Annotated in this window: 19 protein-coding genes and 1 other RNA gene; 9 read left to right on the top strand and 11 right to left on the bottom strand. The window is 50.9% G+C overall.

Features of this window, described 5'->3' with window-relative positions; genetic code table 11:
- The first annotated feature begins 64 nt into the window (after nt 1-64).
- The 3 genes from FQZ95_RS03160 (at nt 65) to pnuC (ending at nt 2265) form a co-directional block, all read left to right on the top strand.
- Nucleotides 65-187, top strand: a non-coding RNA gene (locus FQZ95_RS03160) — RtT sRNA.
- A gap of 277 nt (nt 188-464) precedes the next feature.
- Nucleotides 465-1508 (top strand): quinolinate synthase NadA, encoded by a 1044-nt coding sequence (gene nadA / locus FQZ95_RS03155; protein ID WP_160529874.1) that lies wholly within the window; start codon nt 465-467, stop codon nt 1506-1508.
- 37 nt (nt 1509-1545) lie between these two features.
- The gene (gene pnuC / locus FQZ95_RS03150; protein ID WP_160529873.1) at nt 1546-2265 is read left to right on the top strand and encodes a nicotinamide riboside transporter PnuC; all 720 of its coding nucleotides are present in this window, start codon (nt 1546-1548) and stop codon (nt 2263-2265) included.
- On the opposite strand, the gene zitB is transcribed toward pnuC, so the two are convergent.
- Both zitB and FQZ95_RS03140 read right to left on the bottom strand, forming a co-directional pair.
- Entirely contained in the window at nt 2262-3203 is a 942-nt protein-coding gene (zitB, locus tag FQZ95_RS03145; protein ID WP_160529872.1) for a CDF family zinc transporter ZitB, read from the bottom strand. The two genes, pnuC and zitB, sit on opposite strands and share 4 nt — an antisense overlap.
- A 113-nt stretch (nt 3204-3316) precedes the next feature.
- Complete coding sequence (locus FQZ95_RS03140; RefSeq protein WP_000784342.1) at nt 3317-3697, bottom strand: YbgS-like family protein; 381 nt, start codon at nt 3695-3697, stop codon at nt 3317-3319.
- Nucleotides 3698-4012: 315 nt separating this feature from the next.
- Here FQZ95_RS03140 and aroG point away from each other — a divergent pair, with 315 nt between their 5' ends.
- The gene (gene aroG, locus FQZ95_RS03135; RefSeq protein ID WP_089575663.1) at nt 4013-5065 is read left to right on the top strand and encodes a 3-deoxy-7-phosphoheptulonate synthase AroG; all 1053 of its coding nucleotides are present in this window, start codon (nt 4013-4015) and stop codon (nt 5063-5065) included.
- A gap of 157 nt (nt 5066-5222) precedes the next feature.
- On the opposite strand, the gene gpmA is transcribed toward aroG, so the two are convergent.
- The 7 genes from gpmA to modE form a co-directional block, all read right to left on the bottom strand.
- Nucleotides 5223-5975 carry a 2,3-diphosphoglycerate-dependent phosphoglycerate mutase gene (gene gpmA, locus FQZ95_RS03130; RefSeq protein ID WP_001295305.1) on the bottom strand — a complete coding sequence of 251 codons (753 nt, stop codon included), beginning with the start codon at nt 5973-5975 and terminating at the stop codon, nt 5223-5225.
- Between the two features lie 202 nt (nt 5976-6177).
- Nucleotides 6178-7218 (bottom strand): galactose-1-epimerase, encoded by a 1041-nt coding sequence (galM, locus tag FQZ95_RS03125; RefSeq protein WP_088541601.1) that lies wholly within the window; start codon nt 7216-7218, stop codon nt 6178-6180.
- Entirely contained in the window at nt 7212-8360 is a 1149-nt protein-coding gene (gene galK, locus FQZ95_RS03120; RefSeq protein WP_032183726.1) for a galactokinase, read from the bottom strand. Before galK ends, galM begins: the two co-directional genes overlap by 7 nt.
- Nucleotides 8361-8363: 3 nt before the next feature.
- Entirely contained in the window at nt 8364-9410 is a 1047-nt protein-coding gene (gene galT, locus FQZ95_RS03115; RefSeq protein ID WP_032183727.1) for a galactose-1-phosphate uridylyltransferase, read from the bottom strand.
- A gap of 9 nt (nt 9411-9419) precedes the next feature.
- Nucleotides 9420-10436, bottom strand: coding sequence for a UDP-glucose 4-epimerase GalE (galE, locus tag FQZ95_RS03110; RefSeq protein WP_001265443.1), 1017 nt, complete (start codon nt 10434-10436; stop codon nt 9420-9422).
- Between the two features lie 262 nt (nt 10437-10698).
- Complete coding sequence (gene modF / locus FQZ95_RS03105) at nt 10699-12171, bottom strand: molybdate ABC transporter ATP-binding protein ModF (protein ID WP_160529871.1); 1473 nt, start codon at nt 12169-12171, stop codon at nt 10699-10701.
- A 67-nt stretch (nt 12172-12238) separates the two neighbouring features.
- The gene (gene modE / locus FQZ95_RS03100) at nt 12239-13027 is read right to left on the bottom strand and encodes a molybdenum-dependent transcriptional regulator (protein ID WP_032302721.1); all 789 of its coding nucleotides are present in this window, start codon (nt 13025-13027) and stop codon (nt 12239-12241) included.
- A 128-nt stretch (nt 13028-13155) separates the two neighbouring features.
- Between modE and acrZ the strand changes: the two genes are divergently transcribed.
- The 4 genes from acrZ to modC all read left to right on the top strand — a co-directional run bounded on the left by acrZ (nt 13156) and on the right by modC (nt 15994).
- The gene (gene acrZ, locus FQZ95_RS03095) at nt 13156-13305 is read left to right on the top strand and encodes a multidrug efflux pump accessory protein AcrZ (protein WP_000891515.1); all 150 of its coding nucleotides are present in this window, start codon (nt 13156-13158) and stop codon (nt 13303-13305) included.
- A gap of 165 nt (nt 13306-13470) precedes the next feature.
- Entirely contained in the window at nt 13471-14244 is a 774-nt protein-coding gene (gene modA / locus FQZ95_RS03090; RefSeq protein ID WP_000101978.1) for a molybdate ABC transporter substrate-binding protein, read from the top strand.
- Nucleotides 14244-14933, top strand: coding sequence for a molybdate ABC transporter permease subunit (modB, locus tag FQZ95_RS03085; protein ID WP_000604034.1), 690 nt, complete (start codon nt 14244-14246; stop codon nt 14931-14933). Before modA ends, modB begins: the two co-directional genes overlap by 1 nt.
- Nucleotides 14934-14935: 2 nt before the next feature.
- Nucleotides 14936-15994 (top strand): molybdenum ABC transporter ATP-binding protein ModC, encoded by a 1059-nt coding sequence (gene modC / locus FQZ95_RS03080; protein ID WP_000891654.1) that lies wholly within the window; start codon nt 14936-14938, stop codon nt 15992-15994.
- On the opposite strand, the gene ybhA is transcribed toward modC, so the two are convergent.
- A complete protein-coding gene (ybhA, locus tag FQZ95_RS03075; protein ID WP_032302725.1) occupies nt 15995-16813 on the bottom strand; it encodes a bifunctional pyridoxal phosphate/fructose-1,6-bisphosphate phosphatase in 819 nt (272 codons plus the stop codon). It abuts the gene before it with no gap.
- A 154-nt stretch (nt 16814-16967) separates the two neighbouring features.
- On the opposite strand from ybhA, the gene pgl reads away from it, so the two are divergent.
- Nucleotides 16968-17963, top strand: a complete 996-nt coding sequence (gene pgl / locus FQZ95_RS03070; RefSeq protein WP_000815435.1) for a 6-phosphogluconolactonase — start codon at nt 16968-16970, stop codon at nt 17961-17963.
- Between the two features lie 40 nt (nt 17964-18003).
- Here pgl and FQZ95_RS03065 read toward each other — a convergent pair whose 3' ends face one another.
- Nucleotides 18004-18957, bottom strand: a complete 954-nt coding sequence (locus tag FQZ95_RS03065) for a LysR family transcriptional regulator (protein WP_010361054.1) — start codon at nt 18955-18957, stop codon at nt 18004-18006.
- Nucleotides 18958-19065: the final 108 nt, after the last annotated feature.

Below are 19065 nucleotides of genomic sequence, written 5' to 3'. Positions count from 1 at the left end.
GTCGCAGGTTCGAATCCTGCACGACCCACCAATGTAAAAAAGCGCCCTAAAGGCGCTTTTTTGCTATCTGCGATATTCAAAGATTCGAACCTGCTGCAGGTTCGAGTAGAGCGCAGCGAAACAACGGAGCCGCTTGCGGCGACGGCCCGAAGGGCGAGCGAAGTGAGTCATCCTGCACGACCCACCAATGTAAAAAAGCGCCCTAAAGGCGCTTTTTTGCTATTCAGGCATCTCTCAATTTCAATTCTTGACCCTGATGACATACTCCGCGCTTGCTGCGTAAACGACTCTACGTCGGAGGAATAAGACGCAAAGTGTGGCATTCGTCATCTCATACGTATTTCGAGTGACTTTTCCCCACCATTCGACTATCTTGTTTAGCATATAAAACAAATCATGCCGATAATAGCGAATATCACGCTTATGTCGGTTTTAATGTTAAGCCTGTAAAACGAGATGGTAAGATGAGCGTGATGTTTGATCCTGAAGCGGCGATTTATCCTTTCCCCCCGAAGCCGACGCCGTTAAGTATTGATGAAAAAGCGTATTACCGTGAGAAGATAAAACGTCTGCTAAAAGAACGTAATGCGGTGATGGTTGCCCACTACTATACCGATCCCGAAATTCAACAACTGGCAGAAGAAACGGGTGGCTGTATTTCTGATTCTCTGGAAATGGCGCGCTTCGGTGCAAAGCATCCCGCTTCTACGTTGTTAGTCGCTGGGGTGAGATTTATGGGAGAAACCGCCAAAATTCTCAGTCCGGAAAAAACAATTCTGATGCCGACACTTCAGGCTGAATGTTCACTGGATCTCGGCTGCCCTGTTGAAGAATTTAACGCATTTTGCGATGCCCATCCCGATCGTACTGTCGTCGTCTACGCCAACACTTCTGCTGCGGTAAAAGCGCGCGCAGATTGGGTGGTAACTTCAAGCATTGCCGTCGAACTTATTGATCATCTGGATAGTTTGGGTGAAAAAATCATCTGGGCACCCGACAAACATCTGGGGCGTTACGTGCAAAAACAGACGGGCGCAGACATTTTATGCTGGCAGGGTGCCTGCATTGTGCATGATGAGTTTAAGACTCAGGCGTTAACCCGCTTGCAAGAAGAATACCCGGATGCTGCCATACTGGTGCATCCAGAATCACCGCAAGCTATTGTAGATATGGCGGATGCGGTCGGTTCCACCAGTCAACTGATCACTGCTGCGAAAACATTGCCACATCAGCGGCTTATCGTAGCAACCGATCGGGGTATTTTCTACAAAATGCAGCAGGCAGTGCCAGATAAAGAGTTACTGGAAGCACCAACCGCAGGCGAGGGTGCTACCTGCCGCAGCTGCGCGCATTGTCCGTGGATGGCGATGAATGGCCTTCAGGCCATCGCAGAGGCATTAGAACAGGAAGAAAGCAATCACGAGGTTCATGTTGATGAAAGGCTGCGAGAGAGGGCGCTGGTGCCGCTTAATCGTATGCTGGATTTTGCGGCTACACTACGTGGATAACTGATAATAAGGCGTCAGGTTACGCTTTGGGGGAAAGATGGATTTTTTTAGTGTGCAGAATATCCTGGTACATATACCAATAGGAGCAGGCGGTTATGATCTCTCATGGATCGAAGCGGTAGGCACGATCGCCGGGTTGCTGTGTATTGGCCTTGCCAGTCTGGAGAAGATCAGCAACTACTTCTTTGGTCTGATCAACGTTACCTTGTTTGGCATTATTTTCTTTCAGATTCAGCTGTATGCCAGCCTGCTATTACAGGTGTTTTTCTTTGCCGCGAATATTTACGGTTGGTATGCGTGGTCGCGACAAACCAGTCAGAACGAGGCGGAGTTGAAAATTCGCTGGTTGCCATTGCCGAAGGCGCTCAGCTGGTTGGCGGTTTGCGTTGTTTCGATTGGTCTGATGACGGTATTTATCAATCCGGTGTTTGCATTTTTGACCCGCGTGGCAGTCATGATCATGCAAGCATTAGGATTACAGGTTGCGATGCCTGAACTGCAACCGGACGCTTTCCCGTTCTGGGATTCATGCATGATGGTGTTATCTATCGTGGCAATGATTCTGATGACGCGTAAGTATGTGGAAAACTGGCTATTGTGGGTGATTATTAACGTGATTAGCGTCGTTATTTTTGCACTTCAGGGCGTTTACGCCATGTCTCTGGAGTACATCATCCTGACCTTTATTGCCCTCAACGGCAGCCGGATGTGGATCAACAGCGCACGCAAAAGAGGTTCACGCGCGCTGTCCCATTAATGATGATGATGTGAATGGCCAGACACCCCTTCATTCAGGTGGCAGTCTGGCCCATGACAAGGTTGATATTCCATCTGGATGGTGGCGTGTGCAATCTGATAGTGATCCATCAGATAATGTTGGATCTGATCCAACAACGCGTCGTGATCGTGTGGCGGGATCACCTGTACATGCAGTGTCATCACTGGCTTTTCACCCACCATCCAAACATGCACATGGTGTACATTACGGACTTCCGGAATTTCCCGGCACATGCGGCGTTTCATTTCAGCAATATCCAGCGAAACGGGCGCACCTTCAAGTAATTCATTCACGCTATCTTTCAACAGTCGCCAGGCGCTACGCAGAACCAGAAGCGACACCAGTATCGAGAGAATGGGGTCTGCAGGTGTCCAGCCGGTCCAGATAATAATCAACGCGGCAATAATAGCCCCAACCGAACCCAGTAGGTCCCCGAGAACATGCAGTGCCGCTGCGCGCACGTTGAGGTTTTTCTCTTCGCTGCCGTGATGAAGTAACCAGAAAGAAAGTATATTGGCCAGCAACCCAGCCACGGCAATTGCCATCATCATGCCACCCTCGACCGGACGAGGCGTGCGGAAGCGTTCTATCGCCTCCCAGACAATCAAAATGGTAATCACCACCAGGGCGATGGCATTCACAAACGCCGCGAGCGTGGTCAATCTTAGCCAACCGAAAGTGTGGCGAATGGTGGGAGGACGACGGGAGAATTGCACTGCGAGTAGGGCGAAAAGCAGGGCGGCAGTATCGGTCAACATATGACCCGCATCGGCCAGCAATGCCAGAGAACCGGAAAGAAAACCACCAATGACTTCTACGAGCATAAACCCGGCAGTCACGCCGAAAGCATACAACAAGCGACGAGCATTATTATCTTCTGGCAGGTGTGAGGAAGTGTGTGAGTGTGAGTGCGCCATGACGAGTCATCCCTTAATTATTCTCACTTAACTTTATGACATCATACTGCTTTTAGAAGGGAAAAATTAAAAGGGAGAGACTCCGCTCTCCCATTATTGGCTATTTCGCAGGGTTACTGCGTGGTACCGTCGGTTTTGGTATCGACATCATTGTTGATGCCATCACCGGTTTGGACTTTTTTATTGATATCCGGGCAGCGACCATCTTTGCACATGGTGTTCTTGTGCTCTTCATCTTTGGTCATGCCGTCATTGTTCATTGAAGAACCATCCGGATGCAGCATTGTGCCGCCAGAACCGGTATTTACCCCGTTATTGTCGACGTTATTTGGCGCGACATTTTCACGGGCATCAGGGGCTACCTGGCCCGCATCAGCTGCGGCGTTTGCCTGGCCGTTATTGCTTTGCGCTCCGCTATCGGCAGCCAGTGCGGCTCCGCTGGCAAGGCTTAGAGTGGCAGTCAGAAATAGTGTGGCCAGTTTTGTCATTTTCATAGGATGCTCCTGTTATGGTCGTTATGTCGGATAACCTCTTCCAACAGTGCATTTGCAGGTGAATATAAGGCAATGGTTTAAGATTTCAGCCAGGTTATAAAACGCAGCAGAGAATCTTGAAATATTTAACAAACAAAGGAGTTACAGTTAGAAATTGTAGGAGAGATCTCGTTTTTCGCGACAATCTGGCGTTTTTCTTGCTAATTCCAGGATTAATCCGTTCATAGTGTAAAACCCCGTTTACACATTCTGACGGAAGATATAGATTGGAAGTATTGCATTCACTAAGATAAGTATGGCAACACTGGAACAGACATGAATTATCAGAACGACGATTTACGCATCAAAGAAATCAAAGAGTTACTTCCTCCTGTCGCATTGCTGGAAAAATTCCCTGCTACTGAAAATGCCGCGAATACGGTTGCCCATGCCCGAAAAGCGATCCATAAGATCCTGAAAGGTAATGATGATCGCCTGTTGGTGGTGATTGGTCCGTGTTCTATTCATGATCCCGTCGCGGCTAAAGAGTATGCCACTCGCTTGCTGGCGCTGCGTGAAGAGCTGCAAGATGAGCTGGAAATCGTGATGCGCGTCTATTTTGAAAAGCCGCGTACCACGGTGGGCTGGAAAGGGCTGATTAACGATCCGCATATGGATAACAGCTTCCAGATCAACGACGGTCTGCGTATTGCCCGTAAATTGCTGCTTGATATTAACGACAGCGGTTTGCCAGCAGCGGGTGAATTTCTCGATATGATCACCCCACAATATCTCGCGGACCTGATGAGTTGGGGGGCAATTGGCGCACGTACTACGGAATCGCAGGTGCACCGCGAACTGGCGTCTGGTCTTTCTTGTCCGGTCGGCTTCAAAAATGGCACCGACGGTACGATTAAAGTGGCTATCGATGCCATTAATGCCGCCGGTGCGCCGCACTGCTTCCTGTCCGTAACGAAATGGGGGCATTCGGCGATTGTGAATACCAGCGGTAACGGCGATTGCCATATCATTCTGCGCGGTGGTAAAGAGCCTAACTACAGCGCGAAGCACGTTGCTGAAGTGAAAGAAGGGCTGAACAAAGCAGGCCTGCCAGCACAGGTGATGATCGATTTCAGCCATGCTAACTCGTCGAAACAATTCAAAAAGCAGATGGATGTTTGTGCTGACGTTTGCCAGCAGATTGCCGGTGGCGAAAAGGCCATTATTGGCGTGATGGTGGAAAGCCATCTGGTGGAAGGCAATCAGAGCCTCGAGAGTGGGGAACCGCTGGCCTATGGCAAGAGCATCACCGATGCCTGCATTGGCTGGGAAGATACCGATGCTCTGTTACGTCAACTGGCGAATGCAGTAAAAGCGCGTCGCGGGTAAAGTTTAATTGTCGGATGCGCCGTCACAGTGGTTATCCGATGAATCACCGTAGGCCTGATAAGACGCGCAGCGTCGCATCAGGCAATGTGCTCCATTGTTAGCAACAAAAAAGCCGACTCACTTGCAGTCGGCTTTCTCATTTTTAAGCGAATGACGTTTACTTCGCTTTACCCTGGTTAGCAACGGCCGCTGCTTTCGCCGCGATCTCGTCAGCATTACCCAGATAATAGCGTTTCAGCGGTTTGAAATTCTCGTCGAATTCATAAACCAGTGGTACGCCAGTCGGGATATTCAGCTCAAGAATCTCTTCTTCGCTCATATTATCGAGATATTTCACCAGCGCACGTAACGAGTTACCGTGTGCGGCGATGATCACGCGCTCACCGCTCTTCATTCGCGGCAGAATAGTTTCATTCCAGTAAGGGATCACGCGGTCAATGGTCAGCGCCAGGCTTTCCGTCAGTGGCAGCTCTTTCTCGCTCAGCTTCGCGTAACGTGGATCGTGGCCCGGATAACGCTCATCATCTTTAGTCAGTTCCGGCGGAGTTACCGCAAAACCACGACGCCACTGTTTCACCTGCTCGTCGCCATACTTTTCAGCAGTTTCCGCTTTGTTCAGACCCTGCAACGCACCGTAGTGACGTTCGTTCAGTTTCCAGGATTTCTCAACGGGCAGCCATGCCTGATCCAGTTCGTCCAGCACATTCCACAGGGTATGGATAGCGCGTTTCAGCACAGAGGTGTAAGCAAAATCAAAGCTGTAACCTTCCTCTTTCAGCAGCTTACCAGCTGCTTTTGCTTCGCTTACGCCTTTCTCAGACAGATCCACGTCGTACCAACCGGTGAAACGGTTTTCTTTGTTCCACTGACTTTCGCCATGACGAACCAGAACCAGCTTAGTTACAGCCATATACTTACTCCTCAAATCATCTTTTAATGATAATAATTCTCATTATATTGCCGTGACGAAGCAACAGCAATGCTTACGCATAACCATAGCGAAAATAGTGTCGCAGTGTAAGGTTGTTGTGAATATTGAGTTGCAAATATGTCGGTGTTTGCTGGTGATTTGAACAATATGAGGATAAAGCCCTCATGACGAGGGCTTAACATTACTCAGCAATAAACTGATATTCCGTCAGGCTGGAATACTCTTCGCCAGGACGCAGGAAACAGTCCGGTTGCGGCCATTCAGGGTGGTTCGGGCTGTCCGGCAGAAACTCGCTTTCCAACGCCAGCCCTTGCCAGTCGGCGTAAGGTTCGGTTCCCCGCGACGGTGTGCCGCCGAGGAAGTTGCCGGAGTAGAATTGCAGAGCCGGAGCGGTGGTGTAGACCTTCAGCTGCAATTTTTCATCTGCTGACCAGACATGCGCCGCCACTTTCTTGCCATCGCCTTTGGCCTGTAACAAGAACGCATGATCGTAACCTTTCACTTTGCGCTGTTCGTCGTCGGCAAGAAACTCACTGGCGATGATTTTGGCGCTGCGGAAATCAAAAGATGTTCCGGCGACAGATTTCAGACCGTCGTGCGGAATACCGGCTTCATCAACCGGCAGATATTCGTCCGCCAGAATCTGCAACTTGTGATTGCGCACGTCAGACTGCTCGCCGTCGAGGTTGAAATAGACGTGATTAGTCATATTCACCGGGCAAGGTTTATCAACTGTGGCGCGATAAGTAATGGAGATACGGTTATCGTCGGTCAGACGATACTGCACTGTCGCGCCGAGATTCCCCGGAAAGCCTTGATCGCCGTCTTCTGAACTCAGGGCAAATAGCACCTGACGATCGTTCTGATTTACAATCTGCCAGCGACGTTTGTCGAACCCTTCCGGGCCGCCGTGCAGCTGGTTAACGCCCTGACTTGGCGAAAGCGTCACGGTTTCACCGTCAAAGGTATAACGGCTATTGGCGATGCGGTTGGCATAACGACCAATAGAGGCCCCCAGAAACGCGGCCTGATCCTGATAGCATTCCGGGCTGGCGCAGCCAAGCAGCGCCTCGCGGACGCTGCCATCGGAAAGCGGAATACGGGCGGAAAGTAAAGTCGCACCCCAGTCCATCAGCGTGACTACCATCCCTGCGTTGTTCCGCAAAGTTAACAGTCGGTACGGCTGACCATCGGGTGCCAGTGCGGGAGTTTCGTTCAGCACTGTCCTGCTCCTTGTGATGGTTTACAAACGTAAAAAGTCTCTTTAATACCTGTTTTTGCTTCATATTGTTCAGCGACAGCCTGCTGTACGGCAGGCACCAGCTCTTCCGGGATCAGTGCGACGATACAGCCGCCAAATCCGCCGCCGGTCATGCGTACGCCACCTTTGTCGCCAATCACAGCTTTGACGATTTCTACCAGAGTGTCAATTTGCGGCACGGTGATTTCGAAATCATCGCGCATAGAAGCATGAGACTCCGCCATCAACTCGCCCATACGTTTCAGGTCGCCTTGCTCCAGTGCGCTGGCTGCTTCAACGGTACGGGCGTTTTCAGTCAGGATATGACGCACGCGTTTCGCCACGATCGGGTCCAGTTCATGTGCAACAGCGTTGAACTCCTCAATAGTGACATCGCGCAGGGCTGGCTGCTGGAAGAAACGCGCGCCGGTTTCGCACTGTTCACGACGGGTGTTGTATTCGCTGCCAACCAGGGTACGTTTGAAGTTACTGTTGATGATGACGACAGCCACACCTTTCGGCATGGAAACCGCTTTGGTGCCCAGTGAGCGGCAATCGATCAGCAAGGCATGATCTTTTTTGCCGAGCGCGGAAATCAGCTGATCCATGATCCCACAGTTACAGCCAACAAACTGGTTTTCTGCTTCCTGGCCGTTAAGTGCGATTTGTGCGCCGTCCAGCGGCAGATGATAAAGTTGCTGCAATACGGTTCCGACCGCGACTTCCAGTGAAGCGGAAGAACTTAACCCTGCACCCTGCGGCACATTGCCGCTGATCACCATGTCCACGCCGCCAAAGTTGTTGTTACGCAGTTGCAGATGTTTCACTACGCCACGGACGTAGTTAGCCCATTGATAGTTTTCATGTGCGACAATAGGCGCATCAAGGGAAAACTCGTCAAGCTGATTTTCATAATCGGCTGCCATCACGCGAACGTTACGGTCATCACGTGGCGCACAGCTAATGACGGTTTGATAATCAATTGCGCAGGGCAGAACGAAACCGTCGTTGTAGTCGGTGTGTTCGCCAATAAGATTCACGCGGCCAGGCGCCTGAATGGTATGAGTGGCAGGGTAGCCAAATGCATTGGCAAACAGAGATTGTGTTTTTTCTTTCAGACTCATTTCTTACACTCCGGATTCGCGAAAATGGATATCGCTGACTGCGCGCAAACGCTCTGCTGCCTGTTCTGCCGTCAGATCACGCTGGGTTTCTGCCAGCATTTCATAACCAACCATAAATTTACGTACGGTGGCGGAGCGCAATAGAGGTGGATAAAAGTGCGCGTGTAGCTGCCAGTGTTTATTCTCTTCGCCATTAAACGGTGCGCCGTGCCAGCCCATAGAGTAGGGGAAGGAGCACTGGAAGAGGTTGTCATAACGACTGGTCAGCTTTTTCAACGCCAGCGCCAAATCGCTGCGCTGGGCGTCGGTCAAATCGGTGATCCGCAAAACGTGGGCTTTGGGCAGCAGTAGCGTTTCGAACGGCCAGGCAGCCCAGTAAGGCACAACGGCTAACCAGTGTTCGGTTTCGACAACGGTACGGCTACCGTCTGCCAGCTCGCGCTGAACATAATCCACCAGCATTGGCGATTTTTGCCCGGCGAAATATTCTTTTTGCAGGCGATCTTCGCGCTCAGCTTCGTTAGGCAGGAAGCTATTTGCCCAAATCTGTCCGTGCGGATGCGGGTTAGAGCAGCCCATCGCCGCACCTTTGTTTTCAAATACCTGCACCCACGGATACGTTTTGCCCAGCTCTGCGGTTTGCTCCTGCCAGGTTCTGACGATTTCCGTCAATGCCGCAACGCTGAGTTCTGGCAGCGTTTTACTGTGATCCGGTGAAAAACAGATCACCCGGCTGGTACCGCGCGCGCTCTGACAACGCATCAAAGGATCGTTGCTTTCTGGCGCATCTGGCGTGTCAGACATCAAGGCCGCAAAGTCATTAGTGAAAACGTAAGTCCCGGTGTAATCGGGGTTTTTATCGCCTGTCACCCGCACATTACCTGCGCAGAGGAAGCAATCTGGATCGTGCGCAGGTAACACCTGTTTGGCTGGCGTTTCCTGCGCCCCCTGCCAGGGGCGCTTAGCGCGGTGCGGTGAAACCAGAATCCATTGCCCGGTGAGCGGGTTGTAGCGGCGATGTGGATGATCAACGGGATTAAATTGCGTCATGGTCGTTCCTTAATCGGGATATCCCTGTGGATGGCGTGACTGCCAGTGCCAGGTGTCCTGCGCCATTTCATCGAGTGTGCGCGTTACGCGCCAGTTCAGTTCACGGTCGGCTTTGCTGGCGTCCGCCCAGTAGGCCGGAAGGTCGCCCTCGCGACGCGGTGCAAAATGATAATTAACCGGTTTGCCGCAGGCTTTGCTGAAGGCATTAACCACGTCCAGCACGCTGCTGCCCACGCCAGCGCCGAGGTTGTAGATGTGTACGCCTGGCTTGTTCGCCAGTTTTTCCATCGCCACGACGTGACCGTCCGCCAGATCCATTACGTGGATGTAATCGCGCACGCCAGTACCGTCTTCGGTCGGATAATCGTTACCAAAAATCGCCAGCGAGTCGCGACGGCCTACAGCAACCTGGGCGATGTATGGCATCAGGTTATTCGGAATGCCTTGCGGATCTTCGCCCATATCGCCCGACGGATGCGCGCCAACTGGGTTGAAGTAGCGCAGCAGGGCAATGCTCCAGTCCGGCTGGGCTTTTTGCAGATCGGTGAGGATCTGTTCCACCATCAGCTTGCTTTTGCCGTAAGGGCTTTGCGGTGTGCCGGTCGGGAAGCTTTCAACATATGGAATTTTGGGCTGATCGCCATAAACGGTGGCGGAGGAGCTAAAGATAAAGTTTTTGACGTTAGCGGCGCGCATGGCGCTAATCAGGCGCAGAGTACCGTTGACATTGTTGTCGTAATATTCCAGCGGTTTTTGTACCGATTCGCCAACGGCTTTCAGCCCGGCGAAGTGGATCACGGTGTCGATAGCGTGATCGTGCAGGATCTCGGTCATCAACGCTTCGTTACGGATATCGCCTTCAACAAACGTTGGATGTTTGCCGCCTAAACGCTCGATAACAGGCAGTACGCTGCGCTTACTGTTACAGAGGTTATCAAGAATGATGACATCATGACCGTTTTGCAGTAATTGCACACAGGTATGACTTCCAATGTAACCGCTACCACCGGTAACCAGAACTCTCATAATTCGCTCCATTAGGCTTATGGTATGAAATAACCATAGCATAACAAAGATGCGAAAAGTGTGACATGGAATAAATTAGTGGAATCGTTTACACAGGAATTTAGCCGTTTTTTATGCGCGATTAAGTGATTATAAAACAGCGGCTTTATGAATGATTGCGCTTTTTATCTGAAAAAAAAGACGCGGTTTCATGCCTGGATGCGTCGAACTGTAGGCCGGAGAGGGCGCTTAGGCCGCCTCCGGTACAGTCAGCATTACCGACTCAGTTTATTTTTGTCAGCACATAGCGATAGAGTTCACCGTCCGGCACGAACTCAAGACGATGGGTAATACAGGCAGGCGCATCTTCAGCGTGGTGCGAAACAAACAACAATTGCGTTTCACCTTCGCTAATCAGCACATCAACAAAACGGCGGATAAGCTGGCGATTGAGCGGATCAAGCCCCTGTAGTGGTTCATCGAGAATAAGCAACGTCGGATGTTTCACCAGTGCGCGGACAATCAGCGCCAGACGCTGCTGTCCCCAAGAAAGACTATGGAAAGGAGCGTCAGCCGTGCGTTTATCAATGCCGAGAATATCCAGCCACTGCTGTACCAGTTTTTGCTGGCGATCCGAAACGGCCTGATAAATGCCAATCGAATCAAAATAGCCAGAAAGAATCACATTACGCACAGTAGTGCTGACCCGGTAATCCAGATGCAAACTACTGCTGACGTAACCGATATGTTTTTTGATATCCCAGATGGTTTCGCCGCTGCCGCGACGTCGTCCGAAAAGCGTCAAATCGTTGCTGTAACCTTGCGGATGATCGCCAGTAATCAGGCTTAATAACGTCGATTTTCCCGCGCCATTTGGCCCGACAATTTGCCAGTGTTCGCCTGGATTCACCTGCCAGCTAAGGTTATTAAGAATGGGGCGATCGTTATAAGAAACCACGCCGTTGTTCAGCACAATGCGCGGTTCGTTGGCGGGTAAGGCGTGACGTGCTGAAGGTTCATCTGGCTCCGGCAGTTGTACACCTTCAAGCTGTTCGCTATGCGCCAGTTGCGCGACGAGTGCTTGTTGGAGCAGTTCCTCTTTAGCGCCAGTTTCCGCTAACGTGCAATCCGCCAGCACGCCAGCAAACTGGACAAATTCCGGGATCTCATCGAAGCGATTGAGCACCAGTACCAGGGTAATACCGGACTGATGTAACGAGGCGAGCAGCTCAGCCAGCTGCTGACGTGAGGCAACATCCAGGCCATCGAACGGCTCATCAAGAATCAACAAGTCTGGCTCCGACATCAGCGCCTGACACAGCAGGGTTTTTCGCGTCTCGCCAGTGGAAAGGTATTTAAAGCGTCGGTCGAGAAGGGCGGTAATGCCGAACTGCTGCGCCAACTGCGCACAACGCTGTGCATCCTTAATTTCATCCTGAATGATTTCAGCCGTAGTGCGTCCGGTGTCATCTTCGCCAGGGCCGAGCATATCGGTGTTATTCCGTTGCCATTCGTCGCTGACGAGCTTTTGCAATTGCTCGAAGGAGAGACGAGTGATGTGGGAAAACTGACTTTGTCGTTCACCTTTCAAAAGCGGAAGTTCCCCCGCCAGCGCGCGGGCCAGCGCCGACTTCCCGCTTCCATTCGAACCGACAAACGCCCAACTATCACCCGCGTTTAACGTTAGCTGAGACAATTGCAGCGTTTTTGTGTCGCTAAGACGAAACGTGCCTTGCAAAATTTGCAACGATGACATTTTATATCCCATTTTTTGCAGCGATTACTGACAGGGATACGTGTTTCATAACAAATTGTCAACACGCTTAGCAAAGCGTAGCGATAATCACGCTGTCGGCGTTAAAGTAAGCCGTGGCATTCTGCCCTTGTTCAAGAGAAGCTGCTTCATTTACCGGCACCGTGGCGCACAGAGTTTGCCCGTCAGGTAACGCCATTAATACTTCGCACTGTTCTGCACCGCGCTCTATATGACGAATAATGCCCGGCAATTGGTTGTCGGCCCCCTGGGCGACAGTGTCATCCTGAGTAATGTTCACCCACGGCGCTTTCAGCAGAATCAACACTTCTTTGCCTTCATCCAGTCCCAGACGTGCGCCACTTTGTGCGGTAATCGCGACTTTAAGGCGTGTTTTGCCATCGGCCAGTAAGACATCAACATGTTGTTGAATGTCATCATGATCGCGGGCGGTGATGGTGCCAAACCACTGGTTACGGGCACTGGTCTGCAGTGAAAAACGTGAGATCGCGGCCAGCAGGCTGTTCAGCGGCAAGGCGTCATCGTCACTTAACACATCAAAGGCTTTTTGCTGGATTTGCGCCAGTAAATCATAGAGCTGAATCAGTCGCTGACCATAGCGGGTCAGTACTGCGCCGCCGCCACCTTTACCGCCTGTTGCGCGCTCAACCAGAATATGCTCACTTAACTGATTCATCTCGTTAATGGCATCCCAGGCGCTTTTATAGCTGATACCGGCATCTTTCGCTCCCTGGCTAATGGAACCGGAAAGCGCAATGTGTTTTAGTAACGAAATGCGGCGCGGGTCGGCGAATAATTTTTGTTGGAGCTTAAGGGTGAGAAGGATTTCGGCCTGCATAACAATGTCCTGGCAAAAGTCTTATTGTGACGGAAAACGAACGCCACGCAAAGCTGACCGCACAAAAGGGGAGTGCTTTTCTGTGCTTAGCGGTTAGAATAGTCTCATGACTATATCTGGAGTTGACCATGTTAGAGTTATTAAAAAGTCTGGTATTCGCCGTAATCATGGTACCTGTCGTGATGGCCATCATCCTGGGTCTGATTTACGGTCTTGGTGAAGTATTCAACATCTTTTCTGGTGTTGGTAAAAAAGACCAGCCCGGACAAAATCATTGATTCTCTGAATGCCCGCTTAGCCGGGCATTTTCTTTTTCTCAACTTCCTGCTTTTCCTGCCGATATTTTTTTCATCAACCTCACAAAGGTTAGCAATAACTGCTGGGAAAATTCTGAACTTGCCGTTATATTGTCGCCTACATAACGTCACATTAAGGGGTTACCAATGGCTCGTAAATGGTTGAACTTGTTTGCCGGGGCGGCATTCTCTTTCGCTGTTGCTGGCAATGCACTGGCAGATGAAGGAAAAATCACGGTGTTCGCCGCCGCATCACTGACTAACGCAATGCAGGACATCGCTACGCAGTATAAAAAAGAGAAAGGCGTAGATGTCGTCTCTTCTTTCGCCTCGTCTTCTACCTTGGCCCGTCAGATTGAAGCGGGTGCGCCTGCGGATCTGTTTATTTCTGCCGATCAGAAATGGATGGATTATGCGGTTGATAAAAAAGCGATCGATACGGCCTCGCGTCAGACTCTACTCGGTAATAGCCTGGTTGTTGTAGCACCGAAAGCCAGCGAGCAGAAAGATTTCTCCATTGACAGCAAAACCAACTGGACTTCGCTGCTGAATGGCGGTCGCCTGGCGGTTGGTGATCCGGAACATGTTCCCGCTGGCATTTATGCAAAAGAAGCACTGCAAAAACTGGGCGCATGGGATACGCTCTCCCCGAAACTGGCTCCGGCGGAAGATGTTCGTGGCGCGCTGGCGTTGGTCGAACGCAATGAAGCGCCGCTGGGCATTGTTTACGGTTCTGACGCAGTTGCCAGCAAAGGGGTAAAAGTGGTTGCCACCTTCCCGGAAGATTCACATAAAAAAGTGGAATATCCGGTTGCTGTTGTGGAAGGACATAACAATGCGACAGTAAAAGCATTTTATGATTATCTGAAGGGACCGCAGGCTGCGGAAATTTTTAAACGCTACGGATTTACAACCAAGTAATGATACTGACCGATCCAGAATGGCAGGCGGTTTTATTAAGCCTGAAAGTTTCTTCCCTGGCTGTGCTGTTTAGCCTGCCGTTTGGGATCTTTTTTGCCTGGTTACTGGTGCGTTGCACATTTCCGGGCAAAGCTCTGCTCGACAGCGTACTGCATCTACCGCTGGTGTTACCGCCCGTGGTCGTCGGTTACTTGTTATTAGTTTCGATGGGACGGCGCGGATTTATCGGTGAACGTCTGTATGACTGGTTTGGCATTACCTTCGCCTTTAGCTGGCGTGGCGCGGTTCTCGCTGCCGCCGTGATGTCGTTTCCGTTGATGGTGCGGGCAATTCGTCTGGCGCTGGAAGGGGTTGATGTCAAACTGGAACAGGCCGCAAGAACATTGGGGGCGGGGCGCTGGCGCGTGTTCTTTACTATCACGTTACCGCTGACCTTACCGGGAATTATCGTCGGTACGGTACTGGCATTCGCTCGTTCGCTTGGTGAGTTTGGGGCAACGATCACCTTTGTTTCTAACATTCCTGGCGAAACGCGAACCATTCCTTCAGCCATGTATACCCTGATCCAGACCCCCGGCGGGGAAAGTGGTGCGGCGAGACTGTGCATTATCTCTATTGCGCTGGCGATGATCTCCCTGTTGATTTCTGAATGGCTGGCCAGAATCAGCCGTGAACGGGCGGGGCGCTAATCATGCTGGAACTGAATTTTTCCCAGACGTTGGGCAATCATTGCTTGGCCATTAATGAAACGCTGCCTGCCAATGGTATCACCGCTATCTTTGGTGTCTCCGGAGCTGGAAAAACCTCGCTGATTAATGCCATCAGTGGGCTGACACGTCCGCAAAAAGGGCGGATTGTCCTCAATGGTCGGGTACTAAATGACGCCGAAAAAGGGATCTGCCTTTCGCCAGAAAAGCGTCGCGTTGGTTATGTGTTTCAGGATGCGCGGCTGTTTCCGCATTACAAAGTACGTGGAAATCTGCGCTACGGCATGGCGAAAAGCATGGTCGATCAGTTCGATAAGCTGGTGGCGCTTTTAGGCATTGAACCGTTGCTTGACCGTTTACCGGGCAGCCTGTCCGGAGGCGAAAAACAGCGTGTGGCAATTGGCCGGGCATTGCTGACGGCACCGGAATTATTATTGCTGGATGAACCACTGGCCTCGCTGGATCTTCCGCGAAAACGCGAGCTATTGCCTTATCTGCAACGGTTGACGCGGGAAATCAACATTCCGATGCTCTATGTCAGCCATTCGCTGGATGAGATCCTCCATCTGGCAGACCGAGTGATGGTACTGGAAAACGGCCAGGTGAAAGCGTTCGGTGCGCTGGAAGAAGTCTGGGGCAGCAGCGTGATGAATCCATGGCTGCCGAAAGAGCAACAAAGCAGCATTCTGAAAGTAACGGTACTGGAACATCATCCGCGTTACGCGATGACCGCACTGGCGCTGGGCGATCAGCATTTGTGGGTCAATAAGCTGGACGAACCGCTGCAAGCTGCGCTACGCATCCGCATTCAGGCTTCCGATGTCTCGCTGGTTTTACAACCGCCGCAGCAAACCAGCATTCGTAACGTATTGCGGGCAAAAGTTGTTAATAGTTATGACGACAACGGCCAGGTGGAAGTGGAACTGGAAGTCGGCGGTAAAACGCTGTGGGCGCGAATAAGCCCGTGGGCCAGGGATGAACTGGCGATCAAACCTGGCCTGTGGCTATACGCGCAAATTAAAAGTGTCTCGATAACCGCCTGATTAAATCAGGTGGTTATAAATGAACTGGGCAATGCTGTCGGTGGTGTTATCACCAATCACAATGTTGGCGCGCGCTTTTACTGCGTCATCAGCGTTGCCCATCGCCACGCCTGTACCAGCGGCTTCCAGCATACTGATATCATTAAAATTATCGCCGAATGCGACAACGTTTTCCATCGACCAGCCTTGCGCCTCAACCCATTTCGTCAGGCGTTTACCTTTGCTGTTACCACCGCGGGCAATATCAACCTGATCGTGCCAGGACCATTCACACTCCAGTCCCAATTCATGTTCAACATGCTTACCAAAATGCTGCAATTGCGGCAGGTCATCGTGTGTCAGGGCGAACTTCCATACTGCGTTAACTTCCTGCGCTGTCTCGGCCAGTGAAGCAACCTGGGTAAAGGTCGGACGCTGTTCCGGCGGCAGGGTTTGCGCCCAGTTAGACGTGCGAATGACATGCCCGGTCGGGTGCTCATAGACCATTGCATCATCCACATACATCAGACCGTGAATGTGGTGTTCATTCAGCATCTCAATGAGTTGCAGGGCTTTATTAACGGGCATTGGATCGGCTTCAAGCACTGTTTTTGCATGATAATCATACAAATAGGTGCCATTACAGCAAATAGCAGGTGTATCCAGCGCCAGCGCCTGATAAAAAGGATGAATAGCGACGTGATGGCGGCCCGTGACGATGATTAATTGATAACCTGCTTCGCGAGCGCGGGCCAGGGCTTCTATCGATGAAGGAAGCAAGGTTTTTTTCGGGGTCAATAAGGTGCCGTCTAAGTCGAGTGCAATCACGCGTGTGGTCATGGCGTATTCCAGATTAAGGTTAAGAATTTTCGTCTGCGCGAATGGTACACCGATACCACTATCGGACAAAATTCTGCGTTTTAATTCAGCATTCACCGCCAAAAGCGACTAATTTTAGCTGTTACAGTCAGTTGCTAAATGCAAAGGAGCATTCATGAAGCAAACAGTTTATATCGCCAGCCCTGAGAGCCAGCAAATTCACGTCTGGAACCTGAATCATGAAGGCGCACTGACGCTGACACAGGTTGTCGATGTGCCGGGGCAGGTGCAGCCGATGGTGGTCAGCCCGGACAAACGTTATCTCTATGTTGGTGTTCGCCCTGAGTTTCGCGTCCTGGCGTATCGTATCGCCCCGGACGATGGCGCACTGACCTTTGCCGCAGAGTCTGCGCTGCCGGGTAGCCCGACGCATATTTCCACCGATCACCAGGGGCAGTTTGTCTTTGTAGGTTCTTACAATGCGGGTAACGTGAGCGTAACGCGTCTGGAAGATGGCCTGCCAGTGGGCGTCGTCGATGTGGTCGAGGGGCTGGACGGTTGCCATTCCGCCAATATCTCACCGGACAACCGTACGTTGTGGGTTCCGGCATTAAAGCAGGATCGCATTTGCCTGTTTACGGTCAGCGATGATGGTCATCTGGTGGCGCAGGACCCTGCGGAAGTGACTACCGTTGAAGGGGCCGGCCCGCGTCATATGGTATTCCATCCAAACGAACAATATGCGTATTGCGTCAATGAGTTAAACAGCTCAGTGGATGTCTGGGAACTGAAAGATCCGCACGGCAATATCGAATGTGTCCAGACGCTGGATATGATGCCGGAAAACTTCTCCGATACCCGTTGGGCGGCTGATATTCATATCACCCCGGATGGTCGTCATTTATACGCCTGCGACCGTACCGCCAGCCTGATTACCGTTTTCAGCGTTTCGGAAGATGGCAGCGTGTTGAGTAAAGAAGGCTTCCAGCCAACGGAAACCCAGCCGCGCGGCTTCAATGTTGATCACAGCGGCAAGTATCTGATTGCCGCCGGGCAAAAATCTCACCACATCTCAGTTTACGAAATTGTCGGCGAGCAGGGTCTACTGCATGAAAAAGGCCGTTATGCGGTCGGGCAGGGGCCAATGTGGGTGGTGGTTAACGCACACTAACCGCTGATTCACCCGGCGCAGTATCTCCTGCGCCGGAGTATTACCCCATTTCCTGTAACGCATGTCTTTGGCGTTCGACGATATTGGTCCACAAGTTGTCTTTATCGTCAGTCCACAAATTAATCAGCAAGGCAAAAAAGCGTTCTGCTGCCGGAGAAAGTACGGCATCTTTGCGGCGAATAATCCCCAATGTCCGACGTATAACGGGTTCCACCAGCGGGATACCAATAATGGAAGAATAGGGCGCATGGGGCATTGCAAGACCAGGAAGCGCTGAAATCCCCAGTCCCGCCTCTACCAGTCCTAACGACGTCGAAAGATGACGCACTTCGTAAAACCAATCCAGCTTCCAGGGCTTGTCGGCCAGTTGCTGTTCTATCAGCAGTCGGTTGCCGCTGGAGGAGCGTACGCCAATCATTTTGTAACCTACTAACTCCTGCCATTCTACAAGCTGCTTTTTGGCTAATGGGTGGTCACGCCGACAGGCCAGCACAAACGGCTCGTTGACCAGTGGGGTAAAATCAATGGATGAATTTGTGACGTTGTTCATGTTTATGCCAAAGTCTGATTCGTTACACAGCACCGATTCCATGCAATTATTCGTGCCTTGTTCCAGAATCCGCACTTTAATATTGGGATACAGCTCATTAAATTTACCGATTGCCAGTGGTAAAAAATAAAATACTGCGGTCGGAATACACGCTAACGTCACCATACCACGATGATAAGCATTCATATCACGAATATTAAAAAGCGTTTCATCGAATTTCTTTATTAATTCCCGCGCCTCCGGGAGCAACCTTTTTCCTGCTTTTGTTAACGTAACCTTGCGAGTTGTACGCTCAAATAGTTGAATATGTAAATCCTCTTCCATCTTTTTTATTCTTCGCGTTAATGCAGGTTGTGTAATATTGAGTAATTTAGCGGCATTGTTAAATGAACTGGACTCTGCCAGTATGACAAATGCCTTCATACTTGATAATTCATGCTTCATTATTACTCCAGAAAATGGAAGCGACGATTTTGGGTGACTGGCCGTTAAAAATTTTAACTGCATTTAGCCAACTTAAATTAATGAAAAAATGTTATTAATCGTTGAGCT

The organism is Escherichia sp. HH41S (genome assembly GCF_009820115.1).
GTDB lineage: Bacteria > Pseudomonadota > Gammaproteobacteria > Enterobacterales > Enterobacteriaceae > Escherichia > Escherichia coli_F.
Note: the sequence above shows the minus strand (reverse complement) of the source record. Positions and strands in the feature narration are given on the sequence as shown.